The organism is Mucilaginibacter sp. A5337, from assembly GCF_059690695.1.
In genome coordinates this window covers 208,484-230,063 of the sequence record NZ_JCAWEC010000004.1, presented here as the reverse complement: position 1 = coordinate 230,063, position 21,580 = coordinate 208,484, and the positions used below count along the sequence as shown (strand labels likewise).

Below are 21,580 nucleotides of genomic sequence, written 5' to 3'. Positions count from 1 at the left end.
GTGTTAGGCGTGGGGCTAAAATAAATACAAAATGTTTAAAACACAATAAGGCTTCAATTTTTATACTTCATAATAAACCTGCTACGTTATGAGTTTATATCTTTGCAGCTTTCTAACTTAATATTATTTAATGCATATATACCAACGGTTTGTACTTCCTCTGATCATAATTCTGTTTACAAGTTTAACAGTTAATGCGCAGCCGGCTGAGCTTGTTCCGGCGCCGGTTGATGTAAAAATGCAGCCCAAACGCGAATTCAGAGGGGTATGGATAGCTACCGTAGTTAATATCGACTGGCCAACCAATTCCAAATCGCCATCCGAAAAACAAAAACAGGAACTGATTGATATACTGAACTCGCACCAGGAAACAGGTATTAATGCAGTTATGTTGCAGGTAAGGCCTGCTGCCGATGCATTTTATGCCAAAAGCCGGGAACCATGGTCAAAATATTTAACAGGCAAGCAAGGACAAGCCCCAAGCCCCAATTATGATCCGCTTGAGTTTGCTATCACCGAAGCACATAAACGCGGAATGGAGCTGCATGCCTGGTTCAATCCCTACCGTGCTACGTTTGACGGCAACTTTGCAGCGCTTAGTCCACAACATATTACCAAGATAAAACCAGAGTGGTTTTTTACTTATGGCGGGATAAAAACCTTTAATCCCGGCCTGCCCGAGGTACGGGATTATATTGTACAAGTGATACTGGATGTGGTGGATAACTATGATATCGATGGCGTACACATGGACGATTATTTTTATCCGTACCCTATTGCCGGCCAAAAAATCAACGACGAAGAAACGTTTAAAAAATATGGCGAAGGCTACGACAATATCAAAGACTGGCGTCGTCACAATGTGGATTTGCTGATACATATGATTGCCGATAGCGTTCATGCGCATGATCCTAATATCAAATTCGGCATTAGTCCGTTTGGCATCTGGGCCAATAAGGCACAAAACGATGAGGGCTCAGAAACCAACGGTGGCTCTTCCTATTATGAAAACTATGCCGATACCCGCAAGTGGGTAAAGGAAGGCTGGATAGATTATATTAACCCGCAGCTTTACTGGCAGATAGGCAACCGCGCCGCCGATTTTCAGAAACTCTTAAGCTGGTGGAGCGATAACACGTATGGCAGGCACCTGTACGTAGGCCAGGCAGCTTATCGTATTAACGAACGCAAGGTTCAGGCTTTCAGAAACCCGGCACAGTTGCCGCAACAAATAGAACTTATCCGCGATAACCCCCGGGTACAGGGTAGTGTTTATTTTAGTTCTAACTCACTTACCAGCAATCCGCTTGGCTTTACCGATTCGCTGCGTGATAATTATTACCAATACCCGGCCCTGCCACCGGTAATGCTTTGGCGCGATTCGATACCGCCTAATGCTCCACAACAGGTTACGGCCAAAGTTGCAGGAAGAAGTGTAGCGGTAAGATGGCTTACGCCAACTTTAGCTAAAGACGAAGAGCCTATTTACGGCTATGTGATCTACCGTTTTAATGATGGCGAAAAGATAAATATCGACAATCCTAAAAATATCCTTAAGATCAAATATGATCCAACACTCGGGTATGATGATAATACCGTCGTAAAAGGCAAAACCTATTTTTATGTGGTCACGGCACTGGATAGGATGAAAAATGAAAGCGAACGATCACCTACGATTGCGGTTACGGTGCCGTAAGGTATCTAATAAGATCCGTTGTCATTTCGAAACGAGGAACGAGTGAGAAATCTTATACATCATGCTTTGCGATCATGCTAACCGCCCAACCAGGCGCATAAGATTTCTCTTTCGCCCCAATGCTTTGCCCCTTCCTGCTCAGTCGAAATGACACAATGTTTAAATCTTCTCTATCAAACCCTTTTCTTTCAATTTATCCAGGTAGATATCAATCTCCAAATCGCCCATACCAAAAATGCTTTCAGATTTCCAGAAGGCATGGTAAATTTCGATTTTGGTTTTTGCGCCGCTCTTGTAGATATCCAATAGTTTTTGCTCAATATAAGTTAATCCATCTGCATTGTTTTGCATCCGTTTCAGGTGCGCTTTTAATGCCGGTTTAAGCAGCGGAACACCACCCCAAAAAGTGTTTTCATTGAGCCATTTTTCTAATCCCGCCAGATCATTATTTACGTACAATCTCCAGGCATCAAAGGCCAAGCCAAGCTCCCACTCGTTCAGCCGTTCGCGGGCGTCGTACAGCTCTTCAAATTGCTCGCCGGTCAACTCTCCTAATCCTTTCTTATTATCAAACTGAACACAATCTGCCAAACAAATGAGGTAAATAGCCGGGGCCGACATATCGGTTTTTAGCGATAACATCTCCAATACTCCCAACAGGTTTACCTGGCAATGCAAGTCGAACTCAAACCACAGATTAATCTCTTTGTACTGGCTGTTCAATTTACCGAGCTCGTCCAACACTTTATGCTGGTAATCGCCCTCCGGCGCGTTAAATGTCTTTTCGATCCAGTCACGGCGGGCACTCCAAAAACTGCCCGAAAGGATATTTTCCTGAAGCGGACCCTCAGAAAAAACTTCCCGCCAAACCATAACATCACCATCAAGCCCGGTTTGATCAAAACCATCTAACGCAGCATCGCCATTTAATATGTGTAGGATAGAGTTCATAAAAGCTAAGTTATAAATAATTAGCCCCCCACCCCGCTAAAGGCGGAGTTTTTTGATTTGCTTAATTTGCTATGACAGTTGTTATAAATACCTTGACCTTTCTTAACAAACAAGCCCCACCGGAGAGGCAGGGCTGTCACATAATTAACTATTTATAATTGATTAAAAAATCCATATTTATTAAGAGCACCCCATAGAGTTGCCGCAATTTAAACATTTGTAGCAGGTGCCGGAACGTACGGTGGTATGCCCGCAAACGTTGCAACTTGGCGCATCGCTTTGTACGCCCATACTAACGTCGAAAGATAAGCCTTTTCTTTGACCATTTGAAGAATTATCTGAAGATACCTGATTATGGGTAGATGGCTGGTAAACATTAGTTTCATCAGTATTAAAATCCTCATCGCCCATTTGCGGGTTGCCCAACACACCGTTCTTGTCGGTAATAACGTGTACAAGATCGGTACGGTCCTGGTATTCGTAACCCAACATCCTGAAAATGTAATCGATAATAGAAGTAGCGCTCTTAATGTTCGGGTGACCGATTACCATACCTGCCGGCTCAAAGCGGGTAAAAGTAAATTTCTCTACATACTCTTCAAGCGGCACGCCATATTGCAAACCTACCGAAACGGCTATAGCAAAACAGTTCATGAGTGAGCGGAAAGTAGCTCCCTCTTTGTGCATATCCACAAAAATTTCGCCCAGGGTGCCGTCCTCATATTCGCCGGTACGTACAAATACATTTTGGCCACCAATATTGGCTTTTTGCGTAAAACCACGACGCTTATACGGCAGGCTTTTCTTTTCAACCACCCGCGATAACTGGCGCATGAAAGCGGTATCCTTTGATTTTTCCATGATGGCCATGGCGGCTTCAATAACCTGTTCCGGGGTTAAGTCTGCCAGTTTTACATTGGCGGCTTCGCCCAATACTTCTTCAACAGTGTCCAGTTTATCATCGGCTTCCTCTTTAACATCCGATTTGGTTGAAAGCGGTTGCGACAATTTACAGCCATCGCGGTAAAGCGCGTTGGCCTTTAAGCCCAACTGCCATGAAAGCTCATAGCAATCTTTAATCTCCTCAACTTTAGCTTCGTTTGGCAGATTAATAGTTTTGGAAATAGCGCCAGAAAGGAAAGGTTGTGCGGCAGCCATCATTTTGATATGGCCATGAGCGTGGATGTAACGCTCGCCTTTCGCCCCACATTTATTAGCACAATCAAAAATAGTATAATGTTGCTGTTTAAGGTAGGGAGCACCTTCAATGGTCATTGTACCGCAGATATATTCGTTAGCTTCGGCAATCTGTTTTTTATTAAAACCGATTGCTTTCAATAAATTAAAATCGGGCGCATTGTATTGCTCGGCAGTCATGCCCAGGCGTTTCAGGCAATCTTCACCTAACGTCCAGATGTTGAACGCAAAGCTAATTTCAAAAGCGGATATCATTGCCTTGTCCAGTTTTTCCAGTTCATCGTCTGTAAACCCTTTGGCTTTAAGTGAATCAATGTTGATGTGTGGTGCACCTTTTAAAGTCGCCGCGCCCTTAGCATAATTAACAATGGCAGTAACCTCATGCTCCTGGTAACCTAAATTACGCAAGGCTTCGGGTACGGCCTGGTTAATAATCTTGAAATAACCTCCGCCAGATAGTTTTTTAAATTTAACCAGCGCAAAATCAGGTTCGATACCGGTAGTATCACAGTCCATTACTAAACCGATAGTACCGGTTGGCGCTATAACGGTAGTTTGGGCATTCCGGTAACCATATTTTTCGCCCATTTCAACCGCTTTATCCCAGGCATTACAGGCCGCTGAAAGCAAATAATCAGGGCAGATTTTTTGGTTGATACCCGGTGGAGCAGTTTCCAGTCCCTCATAGTTTTCGGTAGAGTTGTAGGCCGCGTAGCGATGGTTGCGCATTACCCGCATCATGTGGGCTTTGTTATCATTATAACGACTAAAAGTACCCAGTTCGCGGGCCATTTCGGCTGAGGTGGCATAGGCTGTGCCAGTCATGATAGCGGTAATTGCACCGCCGATGGCACGGGCTTTGTCACTGTCGTAAGCAATACCACTTACCATCAGCGCCGAACCGAGATTGGCATAACCCAAACCAAGCGTACGGTAATCATATGATAATTGAGCAACTTCTTTTGAAGGGAATTGTGCCATCAGCACAGATATTTCCAGAACTATAGTCCACATGCGGCAAGCGTGCTCAAAACCTTTTACATCAAACACCCGGGTTTGCGGATCAAAGAAATGAGCCAGGTTAATGGATGCCAGGTTGCAGGCCGTATTATCTAAAAACATGTATTCCGAACATGGGTTGGATGCATTGATCCTGCCACCTTCGGGGCAGGTATGCCACTCATTAATGGTGCTGTCAAACTGAACACCCGGATCGGCACAGGCCCATGCTGCAAAAGTAATATCATCCCAAAGCTTTTGTGCAGATATAGATTTTACGGTTTTACCGCTCATGCGGCTGGTCAGGTTCCAGCTTGAACCTTTTTTAAGCGCATTGAAAAAACTATTAGGGATCCGCACCGAATTATTGGAGTTCTGACCGGATACAGTGCGATAAGCTTCGCCCTCATAATCGGAAGAATAACCGGCGGCTATCAAGGCAGCTACCTTTTTCTCTTCCTCCACTTTCCAATTCACGAAGCTTTCTATTTCCGGGTGATCAAGATCGAGGCAAACCATTTTGGCCGCCCGCCGGGTTGTACCGCCCGATTTGATGGCACCGGCTGCCCTGTCGCCGATTTTCAGGAACGACATCAGCCCCGACGAATAACCACCTCCCGATAGTTTTTCATTATCACCCCGAATCTTGGAGAAGTTTGTACCCACACCCGATCCATATTTAAAAATACGAGCCTCTCGAACCCATAGGTCCATAATACCACCCTCATTCACCAGGTCATCATCAACAGAAAGGATAAAGCAGGCATGGGGCTGCGGGCGCTCGTAGGCCGAGGTTGATTTGCTAAGCTGTTCTGTTACCGGATCCACAAAATAATGCCCCTGCGGCTTGCCTGTGATACCGTATGAAGTATGCAAACCGGTATTAAACCATTGCGGCGAATTTGGTGCTGCCAATTGCCCCACTATGGTGTAAACAATTTCGTCATAAAATATATCGGCGTCTTTTGGTGTAGCGAAGTAACCGTAACGCATGCCCCAATCTTTCCAGCAATTGGCCATACGGTGGGCAACCTGTTTAATGCTTTTTTCCGATCCGGTTGTGCCATCGGGCTGTGGCACCCCTGCTTTACGGAAATATTTTTGAGCCAGGATATCGGTAGCCACCTGCGACCAGCCAGCCTGCACTTCAACATCGTTCATTTCAAATACAGCATCACCAGATGGGTTGCGGATAACCGACGATCGTTTTTCATATTTAAACAGGTCGTAAACACTGGTGCCTTCTTTGCTAAAATAGCGTTCTGTTTTGAGTCCCTTGCCTCCGCCTGCTGCGGGCGATTTACTGGTAATGTTTTTAGCCATAGCCTTGCGTAAATTATGATAAAATTAACTGAGTAGATGCAACACTAAAAAGGTTCAGGGGTTTTAACTCAAATCTATTAGTATGCTGAATAGCTTAATAGCCGGAGTTTTCCACAGGATTGACAGCAATTGCGCAGGATGAGGATTACGCGAATTAAACAGCTTGATTTTTAGATTTTTACAATGTTAATAATTATAAATTTCATATTTTTTCAGGAGGGGAAGTGTTAGTTATGTAAAGGCTTTACAATAATAGGCCCCCAGCTGGCGCAAGTCTTGTGTGGTCGCCCGTGTGGGGATGACTTGTGCCTTTAGGAGCCCTTGTAAACGTATAACAGGATTTAGCAAGAAAAGCACAAGTCCCCCCAGCTGGCGCAAGTCTTGTGTGGTCCCAGCTGGCGCAAGTCTTGTGTGATCTCCCGTGTGGGGATGACTTGTGCCTTTAGGGCCCTTGTAAACGTATAATAGGATTTAGCAAGGAAAGCACAAGTCAGCCACGCTCATCGTCCCAAACACAAGACTTGCGCTAAAAATGTAAACATATAATAGGACAAGACACAAACAAAAAGCCTCCGGATTGCTCCGGAGGCTGGGTTAATTGTTATATTAAGATCAGTCAACAATTACATCTCTAAAAAATGGTCGAATGTATCGCTGCGGATACCCAACCTTAAGGTTTCAAGCGGTATAATATCCGTTGGAGCGATATTGCCCAGGCTCACATTCGCCCCTATCAATTTAATAAACCAAACCTGCTGCGCTTTTTGAGGCGCTTCCCAAATAATAGATTCTTCTGGTATCTGGGTCAGGATCTCATCAACCAACCCCTGGCGTACCTCACCCGAATCACGGTAGATACCTACGTTACCGCTTTCGCGGGCTTCAGCGATCACTTTCCATGAGCCAGCCTGAATTTCGGCACTCATGAGTTTGATCCATTTATATGGTGCGAAAATCTTTTGTACATCTTTTGAGCCTACTTCAGATATTACAGTTACCTGCTTAGCCAGTTCGCTGATGTATTTGCATTTTACATCATGCTCAATAGTGATTGATCCGTCAGATACTTCGCAATGTTCCAGCTGATATTTATCCAGTAAGCGACGGTAATCATCAAACTGGTTCCGTACAATAAAGGCTTCAAATAGCGTTCCGCCAAAATAAACCGGGATTCCGGCTTCACGGTATAGCTTTAGCTTTTCCTCGAGGTTAGGCGTAACATATGATGTAGCCCATCCCAGCTTTACAATATCAGTATACGTGCCTCCCACCTCAATAAAATCTTCCACTTGTCGCAAACTAAGCCCTTTATCCATAACCATAGTAATGCCTTTATCACGTGGTTTAGCTGTACGGTCGGGAAGATGATTGATAGTGTAGTTCATTGTAAGTATTTGTTATAGCCTATAACTAAAAGTTCTAACGAGACAAAGGTCGCAACAAATATGCAGATGTGCAAATTTCAAATGTTAAATGATCTTAAAATTGATGTGCGAATTTGCAGATTTCAGATGTGCAGATTGAAGATTACAAAAAGCATATTTAGTAACATAAAACAAAAAAAGCAGATGAACCTGATTTATTCATCAAGCCATCTGCTTTTTCATCTGCATATCTGCACATTTAAAATCTGCACATCGTACCTATTTGCACATCTACTTGGTATACCTGTTAATGATATCCACAATCACCTTATTCTTTTGCAATTGCGGCAGGTAATCGAACAGGATATAATGTTTTTCCGGGTCGGCAGCCAAGGCATATTCGAGGTTGTTAAGGGCTTCGTTGTATTCGCCTTTTGCAAACAGGTAGGCCACCATACGATAGTATAGTTCAGCCGCTTCGGGATTGTTTTTGATGGCCTGGGCAATAATTTCAATAGCTTCATTAAGCTTTTGCTGCTCGTAAAGTATCGATGAATAATCAAGCCATGCATCAATATCCAGCGGATTCAGTTCCACTACTTTTTCGTAAGCCTTTTCTGCTTCGTCTAAATGGCCAAGCTTATACTCGGCATCGGCTATGGCAAACCAGTAATCGGCATTGGCTATATCCAGGTCGAGCGCTTTTTTGTAAAAGTGGAGAGCTTCAAAATAACGTTCTTCAAAATCAAGGGTAACACCAATCCCAAACCAGGCATCGGCCAGTTTCGGATCCATCTTAACCGATTTTTTGTAGAAGGCGCGCGCGTCGTCCATCTGTTCCAGCTTTTCATAGCATTCACCAATGGCGCAATACGTATCGGCATTAGGTTGCTCATACTCAAAGGTGTGGCGGTATACTTCTATAGCTTCAGCATATTTTTCAAGGTTAACCAGTGCATTGCCTTTGTTGAAATAGGCCGATGCAAAGCTGTCTTTAATTAATATAGCATAATCATAAGCATCAATGGCTTTTTCAAACAGGCTCAACTTGGTGTAGGCGTTGCCTAAGTTATACCAGGCCGCATAGCTGTATGGTTCGTTATCGATATACTGCTGATAAAATTGAACGCTTTCCTGCTGATTGTCCATTACGTCGTAGCAAAAAGCCAGTTCGTAAAGGGCATCCTGGTTTTCCATATTTTGCTTAAGGCAAAGCTTAAGGTAAGTTATAGCAGTATCATAATCGCCCATGTTTTGGTAAACGTAGGCAATGTGCAGCAGGATCTCGTCGGTCTCTTCGGCAAGGTCAAGGGCCTTTTCGTAGTTTTCCAGCGCCTCCGAATAACGTTCCAGGCTTTCATACAGGTTACCACGGATAATATATATATCCGCATCAGACGCTTCAAGCATAGCAGCCTGATCCAGTGCGGCAAAAGCCTCCGGAACTTTGTTGCTTACCACAAGCAGTTGGGCCTGTTTGATCAGGAAAATTGCCGCAAAAGGGTGCTGGCTCCGCGCGTACTCTGCTACCTGTAATGCCCTGGCCGGATCATTCTTTTCGATGTAGTAGTCGATAATGTTCTCAAACGCCTGGGCATCAAAAAAGTACAAGTCCTGATTTCTGATCATTTCCTCGTACCGTTCTACCGAGAATTTTGGGTCTTCGGTAAAACCAAATTCAAATTCTTCTTCCATTCAATTTTGTTTGCAGAACATCCGCTTTAGGTTGACAAATTGCCTTGTAAAGACTTATTGAGACTCAAATTACAACAAGTAAGCAACCAAAATGCAATTTAGTTTTCAACATTCAAACATTCTTAACAACTGTTCAATACAAAGCATTGATAATTAATGACAATGAATACAACAGGCAACGGATGAGTGATACTGAAAAATTGCCTTAAAGATTTCTACCTTTGGCAAAAGTAACAATTATGGAACCTAATATTTCAGATATCCTAAAACGTTTACATATAAACGATATTAATGATGCCTTTAGTACAGGCGGCAACTGGGGCAGCAACGCCGGTGCCGCAGTAAAAGATATAACCTCGCCGGTCGACGGTAAAAAGATAGCTTCGGTACGTATGGCAACCGAAGCCGATTATAACCAGGTTGTTGAACAAGCTGCCAAAGCATTTAAAACCTGGCGTAAAACCCCCGCCCCTAAACGCGGCGAAATAGTACGCCAGATTGGAGAAGCTTTACGCGCTGCCAAGCAAGATCTGGGAACTTTGGTATCATACGAAATGGGCAAAAGCCTGCAGGAAGGCCTTGGCGAAGTACAGGAGATGATAGATATTGCCGATTTTGCTGTAGGCCTGAGCCGCCAGTTGTATGGTTTAACCATGCACAGCGAAAGACCAGAGCACCGCATGTACGAGCAATACCATCCACTGGGTATAGTTGGCATCATTTCGGCCTTTAACTTCCCGGTTGCGGTTTGGAGCTGGAATTCGTTACTGGCCTGGGTTTGCGGTGATGTATGCATCTGGAAACCTTCCGAAAAAACACCGTTAACTGCTATTGCCTGTCAGCACATTGCGCAGGAAGTTTTTAAAAAGAATAACATTGACGAAGGTGTATCATGCCTCGTTATTGGCGACCGTAACATAGGCGAACTCATGGCTGCTGATACACGCGTTCCCCTGGTTTCAGCCACCGGTTCAACCCGCATGGGCAAAGCGGTGAGTGCTGCTGTTGGCGCAAGACTGGGTAAAAGCCTGCTGGAACTTGGCGGTAACAATTCAATTATCATCAGCGAAAATGCCGATCTGGATATGTCGCTCATCGGGGCAGTGTTTGGGGCGGTGGGGACAGCAGGTCAGCGTTGTACCAGTACCCGCAGGCTCATTATTCACGAAAGTGTTTACGAAGCCTTTAAGCAAAAACTGGTTAATGCGTACAAGCAGATCAGGATTGGAAACCCATTAGATGAGCACAACCACATGGGCCCGCTGATTGATACCGATGCTGTTGCCCTTTATCTTGATTCTATCGGGAAATGCAAGGCCGAAGGGGGCAATTTTGTGGTTGAGGGCGGCAAGTTGGAAGGTGCGGGCTATGAATCCGGCTGTTATGTAAAACCATGTATTGCCGAGGTCGAAAATCACTTTAAAATAGTGCAACATGAAACTTTCGCACCTATCCTTTACCTCATCAAATACAGTACTATTGATGAAGCCATTGAACTGCAAAACAGCGTTCCGCAGGGTTTATCATCGGCCATCATGACCAATAATTTGCGCGAGGCAGAACAATTTTTATCGTACACTGGTTCTGATTGCGGAATTGCCAATGTTAACATCGGTACATCGGGTGCGGAGATAGGCGGCGCATTCGGCGGTGAAAAAGAAACCGGCGGCGGCAGGGAGTCAGGCTCTGACGCATGGAAAGTTTATATGAGGCGGCAAACCAATACTATAAACTATTCAAAAACGTTGCCATTAGCCCAGGGGATAAAGTTTGATCTGTAATTTCTGAACCGGGATTTGGGGGATTTTTAGGATTGATGGGATTTGCTAGTCCCATTTTATAAGTAGTACAAGAAAAAATCCTGTCCTCCCCGTAATCCGCCCAAATCCAGGTTTAGACAATGCGTTAGGGATAGTAGCGGATACCGGCCACGAGCTTAAGGCCTGCAGGCGTATGAGCGAATAGCCCGGCCGGAGGCAACGCCCAAATAGTTGGGTCAATCATAATAGCTCCCGACAAGAGAAAATACATAAAATAAAGGAAACTTATATCTTAAGAAGCCGTTAAAAAAAGATTTAATCAAATAGTTAAAAAGGAATCAAACATATAAGGTACAAAAAGTAATCTCAAAATATGCACATCTGCTTTGTGAATTGGGGATTGCTTCGTACCTCGCAATGACGCTTTTATAACAAGCTTCTAAAGAATTCTATATATCATATTATACACTGTTCATGTTCAAATTTTGCAAGTACGTAGGCGCAACCACTTTATCAGCAGCACTATTAGTTAATTTACCGGCATCGGCACAGCAGGCGCCGGTTGCCGACCCCGCCCCGCCAAAAGCCTGGCACCTGCTCGATTTAAAAGAGAGCGGCTTTTACGGTATCAGCTTAAAGCAGGCTTACATGTTTGTGCAAGGCAAAAAAAGTAAGCCGGTTGTAGTTGCTACTATTGACAGCGGTGCCGATACCTCGCAAACGGACCTGAAAACAGTGTTGTGGGTAAATAAAAAAGAAATTCCCGGGAACGGCATTGATGATGACCATAACGGTTATATTGATGATATCCATGGCTGGAACTTTTTAGGCGGCCCCGGCGGTAAGGCCGACTTTACCGAAACCACAGAGGAAGTGCGTGAATATAACAAACTAAAAGGCAAGTATGCTTCAGCCACCGATTCTACAGCGACTGATAAAAAAGAATACGCTTACTGGCTGCGCGTAAAAACAGTTTATGATTCAACAGTAAACAAAGCTAATACCGAAATTGGCCAGCTTTCGCCGGTCATGAATGCGCTGATGGTTACCAGCGGATATATAAAACGCGGTCTCAACCTACCTGCCAACGGCACGTTTACTCAAGCCGATCTTATTAAAGTTAAGGCCACTAACGATACCTTAAGTCAAAGTAAATATGTTTGGGAGTCGGTATTTTCACAGGAAGGCGCGGGTTCTACCAACGCCAAGATCATTAAAGATTTGAGCGAATACCTGGCAAAACTTAACAATGATATCTCACCTGATCTTACTTCGCGTAAACGAATTGTAGGTGATGATCCGGATACGATGGATGGCAAACCTTATGGCAATAATCTTGTAAAATTTGCGGATGCCGCGCACGGAACAGGGGTAGCCGGGCTGATCGGTGCTGTGCGTAATAACAACTATGGCATTAAAGGCGTGGCCGATAATGTTAAGCTAATGATCATTAAAGCCGTACCTAATGGCGATGAATATGATAAAGATGTAGCCAACGCAATTCGTTACGCGGTTGATAATGGCGCCAGGGTGGTTAATATGAGCTTCGGCAAAAAGATCTCGCCGCACAAGGAGTGGGTTGACGCGGCCTTTAAATATGCTGCATCAAAAAATGTTTTATTGGTGATGGCTGCCGGTAATGACAACCAGGATATGGATACCCAACCCGAATTTCCGAATGATACTTTTTTAGATGGCTCATCAACCGATGCAGACAATGTGATCAGCGTAGGTGCTTCCGGCCCTAAACTGGGGCAAAACCTTGCCGGCGATTTTTCAAATTATGGTAAAAAAAGTGTGGATATTTTTGCACCGGGGGTTAAAGTAACTTCTATCACTACGGATGCCGAAGTTGACACCGAAGACGGCACCAGCTTTTCATCGCCGATAACGGCAGGCATAGCCGCTCTGATCTTAGAATATTATCCAACCCTGAGCGCTAAACAGGTAAAAGAAGCCATTTTAGGTTCGGCTACACCACTTACGGGCACCATGGTATTAAAACCGGGCAGCAAAACCGAAAAGGTTGATTTTACAACACTTTCAAAAACAGGCGGTATAGTAAATGCATACAAAGCTTTGCAACTGGCTTCAAAAATGAAGGGCGAAAGCTTAGCAAACTGATTTTTAGCAACATAACAGTGATTTTTATTTTATCCAAAAATCACTGTTATACAACCTTTTACCTTTCGCCCTTTGCCTTTCACCTTTCCAAAAGGGCAAAATAAAAAAACACTTTCCAGTTATGGTATTTTTCCCTACATTTGCGGGCTAATTGTTGCTCATTGAAATCGCTTAAGAAATATTCGATTCCCTTTACGGGGCTTAAACTGGGGAAACACCTGTTTGAGTATGACATACAGGATGATTTTTTTGACGAGTTTGAATATTCACTCGTTAAAAAAGCAACCCTGCACTGTGAAATTGAACTGGATAAGCAGGAAACTATGCTCATCCTTAATTTTAAGATAGATGGTACAATTGAAACCACCTGCGACAGGTGCCTGCAGGTATTGCCAATACAAGTTGACATTACCGAGCAGCAGATAGCTAAATTTAGCGATGAGCCGGTTGATGAGGATGAAGAAATTATAACACTTGGCAAAAATGATCATGAGATCGATGTTGCCGGGTTGATATACGAATACATTAATGTTGCAGTGCCGTTTATATCAATTTGCGGCGAGGGTAATACCTCAACCTGCGATAAAGAAATGCTTGATAAACTAAACAGTTTATCGGCAAATGGTGAACAAAGTGAGCAAACAGACCCACGGTGGGATGCGCTCAAAAACATGAATAAATAATTAATTTAGGATATTATGCCACATCCAAAGCGGAAATTTTCAAAATCAAGGAGAGATAAACGCAGAACCCATTACAAAGCGGAAGCTCCAACTTTAACTACCTGCCAAACTACAGGCGCTGTGCATTTGCCGCACCGTGCATATACTGTTGATGGTAACGTTTACTACAACGGTAAAGTTCTTATTGAGAAAGCAGCAGTAGCATAAGTTTAATTTTCTGAAAATGAAGATTGGCTTAGATATTATGGGCGGTGATTACGCTCCCAAAGCAGCTGTTTTAGGAGCTATCGAAGCTTATAAAACTTTATCTGCCGACCAGAAACTGGTACTTATTGGCGATAAGGAAGTTACAGTAAGTATTCTTCAGGAAAATGGTGTAAGCCCTGATAACTTCGAGTTTGTACATACAACCGAGGTTATTGGCATGGGCGAGCACCCTACCAAAGCTATTGTTCAGAAACCTGATTCGAGCATATCAGTTGGTTTTCAACTGCTTAAAGCTGGCGAAATTCAGGCTTTCTCATCGGCTGGCAATACCGGCGCTATGCTTGTTGGCGCCATGTTCAGCGTAAAAACTATTCCGGGTGTTGTACGCCCGGCTATGACTACTATTGTACCCAAACTTAAAGGAGGTTTGGGTATTTTGTTGGATGTAGGTGCCAATGCCGATTGCAAACCCGATGTGCTTGTTCAGTTCGGTGTGCTCGGCAGCTTATTTGCCCAGACAGTTTATGATATCAACAACCCACGGGTTGCCCTTATGAACATTGGCGAAGAAGAGGAAAAAGGTAACATCCTTAGCCAGGCTACCTACCCATTAATGAAAGCAACAACGTTGTTTAACTTTGTTGGCAATGTTGAAGGACGCGACCTTTTCAGCGAAAGCGCCGACGTGTACGTATGCGACGGTTTTACCGGCAATATAATATTAAAGCTGGCCGAATCGTTTTACGTTATAACAAGGAAGAAACAGCTGAAGGACGAGTTTTTTGACAGGTTTAATTATGAACAATACGGAGGTAGCCCGATTTTGGGTGTAAATGCCCCCGTTGTTGTTGGTCACGGCATCTCGAGCCCCGAGGCAATAAAAAACATGGTCCTTTTATCACGGAACATGGTAGAGAGTAACCTCGTTGATAAAATAAAACAAGCATTCCAGTAATTTTATAAAAGATGAGTAAAGTTCATGCCGCTATTACCGCTGTACATGGTTACGTCCCCGACTATGTATTAACCAACCAGGAGCTGGAAACAATGGTTGATACAAATGACGAGTGGATAACCAGCCGTACAGGTATCAAAGAGCGACGAATATTAAAAGGCGAAGGCCTTGCTACATCTGATATGGCGGTTCATGCCGTTACCGGGTTACTAAAAAAACGCGGTATCAGTGCCGATGAGATCGACCTTATCATCTTTTGCACTACCACCCCCGATATGATCTTCCCGGCTGCGGCCAACATTTTAGGCGCCAAAATTGGCGCTAAAAATGCATGGGGATTTGATTTACAGGCAGCCTGTTCAGGTTTCCTGTACGGCTTAACATCAGGCGCCCAATTTATTGAAAGCGGTAAACACAAAAAAGTATTGGTAGTAGGCGGCGATAAAATGTCGGCTATTGTTAATTACGAAGACCGTGCTACCTGTATCATTTTTGGCGATGGCTGCGGTGCCGTGTTGCTTGAACCAAATGAAGAAGGTAACGGTGTTATCGATTCGATCTTGAAAAGTGACGGTGCAGGTGCGCAGTATTTAAACCTTAAAGCCGGCGGTTCATTGAAACCGGCAAGCCACGAAACTGTTGATGCCAAAGAACATTATGCTTACCAGGAAGGGCAGGCAGTGTTTAAATTTGCGGTAACCAACATGGCTGATGTTGCCCATGAAGTTATGGAGCGCAATAACCTTAAGGGCGATGATATTGCCTGGTTGGTACCACACCAGGCCAACAAGCGCATTATCGATGCCACAGCAAACCGCACCGGTATCAGCCCCGAAAAGGTAATCATCAATATCGAGCGTTACGGCAATACCACCAACGGCACCATCCCCTTATGTTTATGGGAATGGGAAAGCAAATTTAAAAAAGGTGATAACCTTATTTTAGCAGCTTTTGGCGGTGGCTTTACCTGGGGCTCGGTATATTTAAAATGGGCTTATTGATGTGCAGATTTCAGATGTGCGGATGTGCAAATTTTATAAAAAGCACATTTGGTATATCAAAAAATTAAAACATCCGTAAAAAGCGCCTGTTATCTGCTTATGAACAATGTAAATGACAGGCTATTTATAGTAATCCGTTCACTAATTAATCAACATAATAATCTGCATATCTGCGTATTTGCATATCTGCACATTTGAGTATAACTTAGATATAAACTTTGTCCAAAACCAATTAATCCTTCAACATGGATATTAAACAAATTCAGGACCTTATTCGCTTTGTTTCCAAATCGGGCGTGAACGAAGTATCAATCGAGCAAAAAGATTTTAAGATCACAATAAAAACCAACGAGGTACAGCCTACAGTGGTCCATGCTACAATCCCGGCTGTTACACAGCCAGTTACCCATGCATTGCCAACTGCACCCGCTCCTGCCCCAGTTGAACCTGCTGCACCGGCCGCTCCTGATACATCGAAATACATTACCGTTAAATCGCCTATGATCGGTACTTTTTACCGCTCTTCAAGCCCGGATAAACCTATGTTTGTTAACGTTGGCGACGAGATAAAACCAGGTACTGTGGTATGTATCATCGAGGCTATGAAATTGTTCAATGAAATTGAATCTGAAGTTTCGGGCCGTGTAGTAAAAATCCTTGTTGATAATGCCTCACCTGTAGAGTACGATCAACCACTGTTTTTAGTAGAACCAGTTTAATAATTTGAAAATTGCTTGATTTGAAGATTTGAAAATGGTCAGGTCTTCAAATCAATCAATCATTTTTGAAGATACCATTTTCAAATTGACACATTTTCAAATTTTCAAATTATAATCATGTTTAAAAAAATATTAATAGCTAACCGCGGCGAAATCGCCCTTCGTATTATCCGTACCTGTAAGGAAATGGGTATTAAAACGGTTGCTGTATATTCAACTGCCGATCGCGACAGCCTTCACGTTCGTTTTGCCGACGAAGCTGTTTGTATCGGTCCGCCACCAAGCCGCGATTCATATTTAAATATCCCCAACATCATTTCAGCTGCCGAGTTAACCAACGCCGATGCGATCCATCCCGGCTATGGCTTCCTGTCTGAAAATGCTAAGTTCTCGGCTATTTGTGCTGAGTATGGTATCAAATTTATCGGTGCAACTGCCGAACAGATCAACCAGATGGGTGATAAAGCTTCGGCTAAGGATACCATGAAAAAAGCGGGCGTGCCTATTGTGCCAGGTTCTGACGGTTTGCTTACCGATGTTAAATCAGGTATCGCTATCGCCAACAAAATTGGCTACCCTGTTATATTGAAAGCTACCGCCGGCGGCGGTGGCCGTGGTATGCGTATTGTTTGGAAAGACGAAGAGTTTGAGAACGCCTGGGATTCGGCCCGTGCCGAGTCAGGTGCAGCTTTCGGTAACGATGGCTTATACCTTGAAAAATATGTTCAGGATCCTCGTCACATCGAAATTCAGGTTGTAGGCGATCAGTTTGGTAAAGTATGTCACCTTTCTGAGCGCGACTGCTCTATTCAGCGCCGTCACCAGAAACTGGTTGAAGAGTCACCTTCTCCTTTCATGACCGAAAAACTGCGTAAAAAAATGGGTGAAGCAGCTATTAAAGGTGCTAAAGCCGTTTCATATGAAGGTGCGGGTACAGTAGAGTTTTTGGTTGACAAAGACCGTAACTTCTACTTTATGGAGATGAACACCAGGATCCAGGTTGAGCACCCGGTTACTGAAGAGGTGATCAACTTTGACCTGATCAAAGAGCAAATTAAAGTTGCTGCAGGCATCCCTATCTCAGGTAAAAACTACGAGCCAACAATGCACGCCATTGAGTGCCGTATCAACGCCGAAGATCCGTTTAACGGTTTCCGTCCGTCACCAGGTAAGATAACCAACTTCCACTCACCAGGTGGCCATGGCGTACGTATCGATACGCACGTATATACAGGTTATGTAATTCCGCCAAACTACGATTCGATGATTGCTAAAGTTATTTGCGTGGCCCAAACCCGCGATGAAGCTTTAAGTACTATGGAACGTGCATTGAGCGAATTTGTGATAGAAGGCGTTAAAACAACCATTCCATTCCACTTAAAATTATTGAAGGATCCAAACTTCCGCGCTGGTAACTTTACCACCAAGTTTATGGATACATTTGAGATATAATTCAAACTATCTTCATAAAACACTACGTACTTAGCAAGATAGCGTTTATACAGCGGTATATATTACAATGAGCGAGAACAAGATCATCAAGGCCATAAAGGATAAAGGAAAAACGTTAGAGGCAGAAATGTCCTTCTTTGATCACCTCGAGGCCCTAAGATGGCACCTCGTAAGAGCCTCAGTAGCCATTGTAGTATTTACCGCTGTTGTTTTTTATTACTACGACTGGATCTTTGATACCATTATCATGGGCCCCAGCAAGTCAACCTTCTGGACCTATCGTATGCTTTGCAAAATTGGCGCAGCTTTACACCGCGACGGTTTTTGCATTGATAAAGTAAATATCAAATTAATTAACACCGAAATGGCGGGGCAGTTTACCCTCCAAATCAACTCTGCGCTGATTATTGGCATTACACTCGGCGTTCCTTACCTGATATGGGAGATCTGGCGTTTTATTAAGCCCGCCCTGCATGATGCCGAACGCAAAGCTGCTACCGGCTTTGTATTTTATGCCTGTGTGCTTTTCTTTTTAGGTATCACGTTCGGTTACTTCGTGATTACGCCTATGTCAATCAATTTCCTTTCAAGCTATACCGTTAGTGCCGCTATTGAAAACTTATTTGATATTGACTCTTATATTTCATCTGTAGCTACCCTTACCCTTGCTACCGGTGTGGTTTTTCAACTGCCTATACTGGTTTATATACTGGCGAACCTGGGCGTTATGACACCTAAGTTTATGAAGGAAACCCGCCGCTATGCAATTGTGGTAATCCTGATCATAGCGGCTGTAGTTACCCCTACGCCCGATATGCTTACCATGACGGTTGTTAGTATCCCGTTGTTTGTGCTATATGAGGTTAGTATAGTTGTAGCAGGCCTTGTTGAAAAACGCAGGATCAAAAAGGAACAGGAATTGGATAAAGCATAATTGTCGTTTTCGCCTTTTGACAACTTGCTTTATTGTACGGTAAAGCAAAAAAAGTGAGATTTTCATATTTTCAATTGGATTAATCCCCTTTTTTGGTAAATACACACTGGCTGGTTTATAACAAATTATTTACCTTTAGAAAGTAGTAAAACGTTATACTTTTGTTAAATGAAGCAGGGACTAAAAATCGCTATCGGTTCGGATCACGCCGGGTATGAATACAAACAAATTTTAACAGAGGCTTTATCATCAGTCGAAATAAAAGACTTCGGCACTTATTCATCCGAATCGGTTGATTATCCTGATTTTGCGCATCCGGTTGCCGGCGCCGTTGAAAGCGGCGAATGCGACCTCGGAATCCTGATCTGCGGTGCAGCCAATGGTGTGGCCATAACAGCCAACAAACACCAAAACATTCGTGCAGCTATTTGCTGGAAAGAAGAAATTGCGGTACTGGCCCGCAGCCACAACAACGCCAACATTGTTTGCGTACCTGCCCGCTTTGTCACCCCCGAAGAAGCGAAGGCAATTGTAACTACATTTTTAACTACTGAATTTGAAGGCGGCAGGCATGCTAATCGTGTTGAGAAGATAGCCTGTGTTTAAGCCGGAGATTGGAGGTTAGAGATCAGAGATTAGTCGGATTTGTTCCGGCTGATGGCTATGATCTATTAACTATGATCCATTAACTAACATCGAACTATTAACTAAAAGAATGAATAAATTACCATTATTGCTTATCGCGCTGGCCTCGGCAACTACGGCTTGTGCCCAGCAAAACGCTACGGCAATGAAATATGCCGGGCTGATTACTGCTGAAGACGCGAAAAAGCACCTGAGCATCCTGGCTTCGGATGCCTTTGAAGGCCGCGAAACCGGTAAACCAGGTGCCGAAAAAGCCGCTAACTATATAGCCGGCGAGTTTAAAAAATTGGGGCTTCAGGCTCCTGTTAACGGTTCATACTTTTTTGACGTACCCCTTACCGAAAATGCTTTGAAAGTAACGGCTTTCACCGTTAACGGCAAATCATTTGAGTATGGTACCGATTTTTATTTAGGTGGTTCATTTCCGGATAAAAGCACATCTGTAAATGATATCGTTTTTGTTGGCTACGGTACCGATGCCGAAATTGGCAACGCCGATTTAACCGGTAAAATTGTACTTTGGATCAACGAAGACAAACCCGAAGCAGGTACAACTCCAAATACCAGCTACCGCATGAGCAATGCGCGCATGAAAGTTGTAAAAAACCTGCAAAGCAAAAATCCGGCAATTATATTGGCTGCTAACCCGGGTATTGCAGACGCACTGGCCCGTTTTGGCAAAAGTGTAACCAGTCCGCGGTTAACTATTAAGGATGACGCAGCAAAACCGGCAAATACCAATGCACCTGTATTTAACATCACTGCAACATTGGCCGATGCACTGGTAAAGCCAACAGGAAAAACCTATGCCGATCTTAAGTCAGCTTCGGCAGCAGCGGTTACCCCGGCAACAGCTATTAAAAACAATGTGGTTATCAACTACGCTACTACAAAAAGTGATGTAAAAGCAGTTGACGTATTAGGCTACATGCCCGGTACTGATTTAAAAGATGAAGTACTGGTATTTTCGGCACACTATGACCACATCGGTTTAAACCCAGATGAAAAAGCTAAGGATAAAGTAAACAATGGCGCCGATGATGATGGCTCGGGGACTACCGGCATTCTTGAAATTGCCCGCGCTTTTTCTAAAGCTAAAAAAGACGGTCATGGCCCGCGTCGCAGTATCCTGTTTTTAGGTAACGTTGGCGAAGAAAAAGGTTTGTTAGGCTCTGAGTATTATTCAGATCATCCTGTATTTCCATTGGCTAATACCATTACCGATTTAAATATTGACATGATTGGTCGTGTAGGTGAAGAGTACATTGGCAAACCCGATTCTGCAAACTATGTATACCCAATCGGTTCGGCTATGCTGAGCAAAGAGCTTCATGAAATTGGTGAAAATGCCAACAATACTTACACCAAATTAAAACTTGATTATAAGTATGATGATCCAAATGATCCTAACAGGTTTTACTATCGCAGCGATCACTACAATTTCGCAAAGCACGGCGTACCAATTATCTTCTACTTTAACGGTGTGCACGCCGATTACCACCAGCCAGGCGACGAGGTAAGCAAAATCAACTTCCCATTACTGGCCAAACGTGCTCAACTGGTATTTTATACCGGCTGGGAACTTGCCAATCGCGATAAACGCCCCGTAGTGGATGCAGTTGCTGGAGAAGGGAAATAGTGAATGCTCGATTAGGAGAATGGTTCCCCTACTAAAAATAAAACACAAAAAGGTGCACAATGTGCGCCTTTTTGTGTTTTATAAATCCTGACTACCGCAGGTTTAGCGTAGCGTAACCCGTGGGATGTATGTGTTAAGTTTTCAACTTAACCACAGAAGTGGAAAGCTTAACTACTGAAGCTGAAAGCTTCAACTATTTAACACCACGGGTTACGCTGCGCTAAACCCGCGGCAGC

General features: G+C 43.7%; 16 protein-coding genes. 12 read left to right on the top strand and 4 right to left on the bottom strand.

Annotated features, from left to right (window positions below):
• Positions 1-130 precede the first annotated feature (130 nt).
• Complete coding sequence (locus tag AC59JO_RS14830) at positions 131-1,696, top strand: glycoside hydrolase family 10-like protein (protein WP_413669928.1); 1,566 nt, start codon at positions 131-133, stop codon at positions 1,694-1,696.
• 159 nt (positions 1,697-1,855) lie between these two features.
• Here AC59JO_RS14830 and AC59JO_RS14825 read toward each other — a convergent pair whose 3' ends face one another.
• The 4 genes from AC59JO_RS14825 to AC59JO_RS14810 all read right to left on the bottom strand — a co-directional run bounded on the left by AC59JO_RS14825 (position 1,856) and on the right by AC59JO_RS14810 (position 9,225).
• The gene (locus AC59JO_RS14825) at positions 1,856-2,647 is read right to left on the bottom strand and encodes a DUF1835 domain-containing protein (protein WP_413669929.1); all 792 of its coding nucleotides are present in this window, start codon (positions 2,645-2,647) and stop codon (positions 1,856-1,858) included.
• Between the two features lie 180 nt (positions 2,648-2,827).
• On the bottom strand, positions 2,828-6,166 hold the full coding sequence (locus AC59JO_RS14820) for a vitamin B12-dependent ribonucleotide reductase (RefSeq protein WP_497306191.1): 3,339 nt from the start codon (positions 6,164-6,166) through the stop codon (positions 2,828-2,830).
• Between the two features lie 623 nt (positions 6,167-6,789).
• Positions 6,790-7,551 (bottom strand): phosphosulfolactate synthase, encoded by a 762-nt coding sequence (locus AC59JO_RS14815; protein ID WP_413669931.1) that lies wholly within the window; start codon positions 7,549-7,551, stop codon positions 6,790-6,792.
• Positions 7,552-7,821: 270 nt separating this feature from the next.
• The gene (locus AC59JO_RS14810; protein ID WP_091172989.1) at positions 7,822-9,225 is read right to left on the bottom strand and encodes a tetratricopeptide repeat protein; all 1,404 of its coding nucleotides are present in this window, start codon (positions 9,223-9,225) and stop codon (positions 7,822-7,824) included.
• 239 nt (positions 9,226-9,464) lie between these two features.
• Between AC59JO_RS14810 and amaB the strand changes: the two genes are divergently transcribed.
• The 11 genes from amaB to AC59JO_RS14755 all read left to right on the top strand — a co-directional run bounded on the left by amaB (position 9,465) and on the right by AC59JO_RS14755 (position 21,344).
• Positions 9,465-11,006: an L-piperidine-6-carboxylate dehydrogenase gene (gene amaB / locus AC59JO_RS14805; protein ID WP_497306188.1), complete on the top strand. Its 1,542-nt coding sequence runs from the start codon at positions 9,465-9,467 to the stop codon at positions 11,004-11,006.
• A 453-nt stretch (positions 11,007-11,459) separates the two neighbouring features.
• Positions 11,460-13,109: a S8 family serine peptidase gene (locus AC59JO_RS14800; RefSeq protein ID WP_497306186.1), complete on the top strand. Its 1,650-nt coding sequence runs from the start codon at positions 11,460-11,462 to the stop codon at positions 13,107-13,109.
• Between the two features lie 161 nt (positions 13,110-13,270).
• Positions 13,271-13,792 carry a YceD family protein gene (locus tag AC59JO_RS14795; RefSeq protein WP_413669935.1) on the top strand — a complete coding sequence of 174 codons (522 nt, stop codon included), beginning with the start codon at positions 13,271-13,273 and terminating at the stop codon, positions 13,790-13,792.
• Positions 13,793-13,807: 15 nt separating this feature from the next.
• Entirely contained in the window at positions 13,808-13,999 is a 192-nt protein-coding gene (gene rpmF, locus AC59JO_RS14790) for a 50S ribosomal protein L32 (protein ID WP_090534782.1), read from the top strand.
• A 16-nt stretch (positions 14,000-14,015) separates the two neighbouring features.
• Positions 14,016-14,954, top strand: a complete 939-nt coding sequence (plsX, locus tag AC59JO_RS14785; protein WP_413669936.1) for a phosphate acyltransferase PlsX — start codon at positions 14,016-14,018, stop codon at positions 14,952-14,954.
• Positions 14,955-14,965: 11 nt separating this feature from the next.
• Positions 14,966-15,955: a beta-ketoacyl-ACP synthase III gene (locus tag AC59JO_RS14780; RefSeq protein ID WP_413669937.1), complete on the top strand. Its 990-nt coding sequence runs from the start codon at positions 14,966-14,968 to the stop codon at positions 15,953-15,955.
• Positions 15,956-16,200: 245 nt separating this feature from the next.
• Positions 16,201-16,674 (top strand): acetyl-CoA carboxylase biotin carboxyl carrier protein, encoded by a 474-nt coding sequence (gene accB / locus AC59JO_RS14775; protein WP_413669938.1) that lies wholly within the window; start codon positions 16,201-16,203, stop codon positions 16,672-16,674.
• Positions 16,675-16,791: 117 nt separating this feature from the next.
• Entirely contained in the window at positions 16,792-18,126 is a 1,335-nt protein-coding gene (gene accC, locus AC59JO_RS14770; RefSeq protein ID WP_413669939.1) for an acetyl-CoA carboxylase biotin carboxylase subunit, read from the top strand.
• A gap of 67 nt (positions 18,127-18,193) precedes the next feature.
• Complete coding sequence (tatC, locus tag AC59JO_RS14765) at positions 18,194-19,060, top strand: twin-arginine translocase subunit TatC (protein ID WP_413669940.1); 867 nt, start codon at positions 18,194-18,196, stop codon at positions 19,058-19,060.
• A 168-nt stretch (positions 19,061-19,228) separates the two neighbouring features.
• Positions 19,229-19,666 (top strand): ribose 5-phosphate isomerase B, encoded by a 438-nt coding sequence (gene rpiB / locus AC59JO_RS14760; RefSeq protein ID WP_497306182.1) that lies wholly within the window; start codon positions 19,229-19,231, stop codon positions 19,664-19,666.
• A 109-nt stretch (positions 19,667-19,775) separates the two neighbouring features.
• A complete protein-coding gene (locus AC59JO_RS14755) occupies positions 19,776-21,344 on the top strand; it encodes a M28 family peptidase (protein WP_497306180.1) in 1,569 nt (522 codons plus the stop codon).
• The last annotated feature ends 236 nt before the right edge of the window (positions 21,345-21,580 follow it).

What these genes read in the sequence shown, in the direction of transcription:
- AC59JO_RS14830 (WP_413669928.1), top strand. Translation starts at nt 131, where the DNA reads ATGCATATATACCAACGGTTTGTACTTCCTCTGATCATAATTCTGTTT.
- AC59JO_RS14825 (WP_413669929.1), bottom strand. Translation starts at nt 2,647, where the DNA reads ATGAACTCTATCCTACACATATTAAATGGCGATGCTGCGTTAGATGGT.
- AC59JO_RS14820 (WP_497306191.1), bottom strand. Translation starts at nt 6,166, where the DNA reads ATGGCTAAAAACATTACCAGTAAATCGCCCGCAGCAGGCGGAGGCAAG.
- AC59JO_RS14815 (WP_413669931.1), bottom strand. Translation starts at nt 7,551, where the DNA reads ATGAACTACACTATCAATCATCTTCCCGACCGTACAGCTAAACCACGT.
- AC59JO_RS14810 (WP_091172989.1), bottom strand. Translation starts at nt 9,225, where the DNA reads ATGGAAGAAGAATTTGAATTTGGTTTTACCGAAGACCCAAAATTCTCG.
- amaB (WP_497306188.1), top strand. Translation starts at nt 9,465, where the DNA reads ATGGAACCTAATATTTCAGATATCCTAAAACGTTTACATATAAACGAT.
- AC59JO_RS14800 (WP_497306186.1), top strand. Translation starts at nt 11,460, where the DNA reads ATGTTCAAATTTTGCAAGTACGTAGGCGCAACCACTTTATCAGCAGCA.
- rpmF (WP_090534782.1), top strand. Translation starts at nt 13,808, where the DNA reads ATGCCACATCCAAAGCGGAAATTTTCAAAATCAAGGAGAGATAAACGC.
- plsX (WP_413669936.1), top strand. Translation starts at nt 14,016, where the DNA reads ATGAAGATTGGCTTAGATATTATGGGCGGTGATTACGCTCCCAAAGCA.
- AC59JO_RS14780 (WP_413669937.1), top strand. Translation starts at nt 14,966, where the DNA reads ATGAGTAAAGTTCATGCCGCTATTACCGCTGTACATGGTTACGTCCCC.
- accB (WP_413669938.1), top strand. Translation starts at nt 16,201, where the DNA reads ATGGATATTAAACAAATTCAGGACCTTATTCGCTTTGTTTCCAAATCG.
- accC (WP_413669939.1), top strand. Translation starts at nt 16,792, where the DNA reads ATGTTTAAAAAAATATTAATAGCTAACCGCGGCGAAATCGCCCTTCGT.
- tatC (WP_413669940.1), top strand. Translation starts at nt 18,194, where the DNA reads ATGAGCGAGAACAAGATCATCAAGGCCATAAAGGATAAAGGAAAAACG.
- rpiB (WP_497306182.1), top strand. Translation starts at nt 19,229, where the DNA reads ATGAAGCAGGGACTAAAAATCGCTATCGGTTCGGATCACGCCGGGTAT.
- AC59JO_RS14755 (WP_497306180.1), top strand. Translation starts at nt 19,776, where the DNA reads ATGAATAAATTACCATTATTGCTTATCGCGCTGGCCTCGGCAACTACG.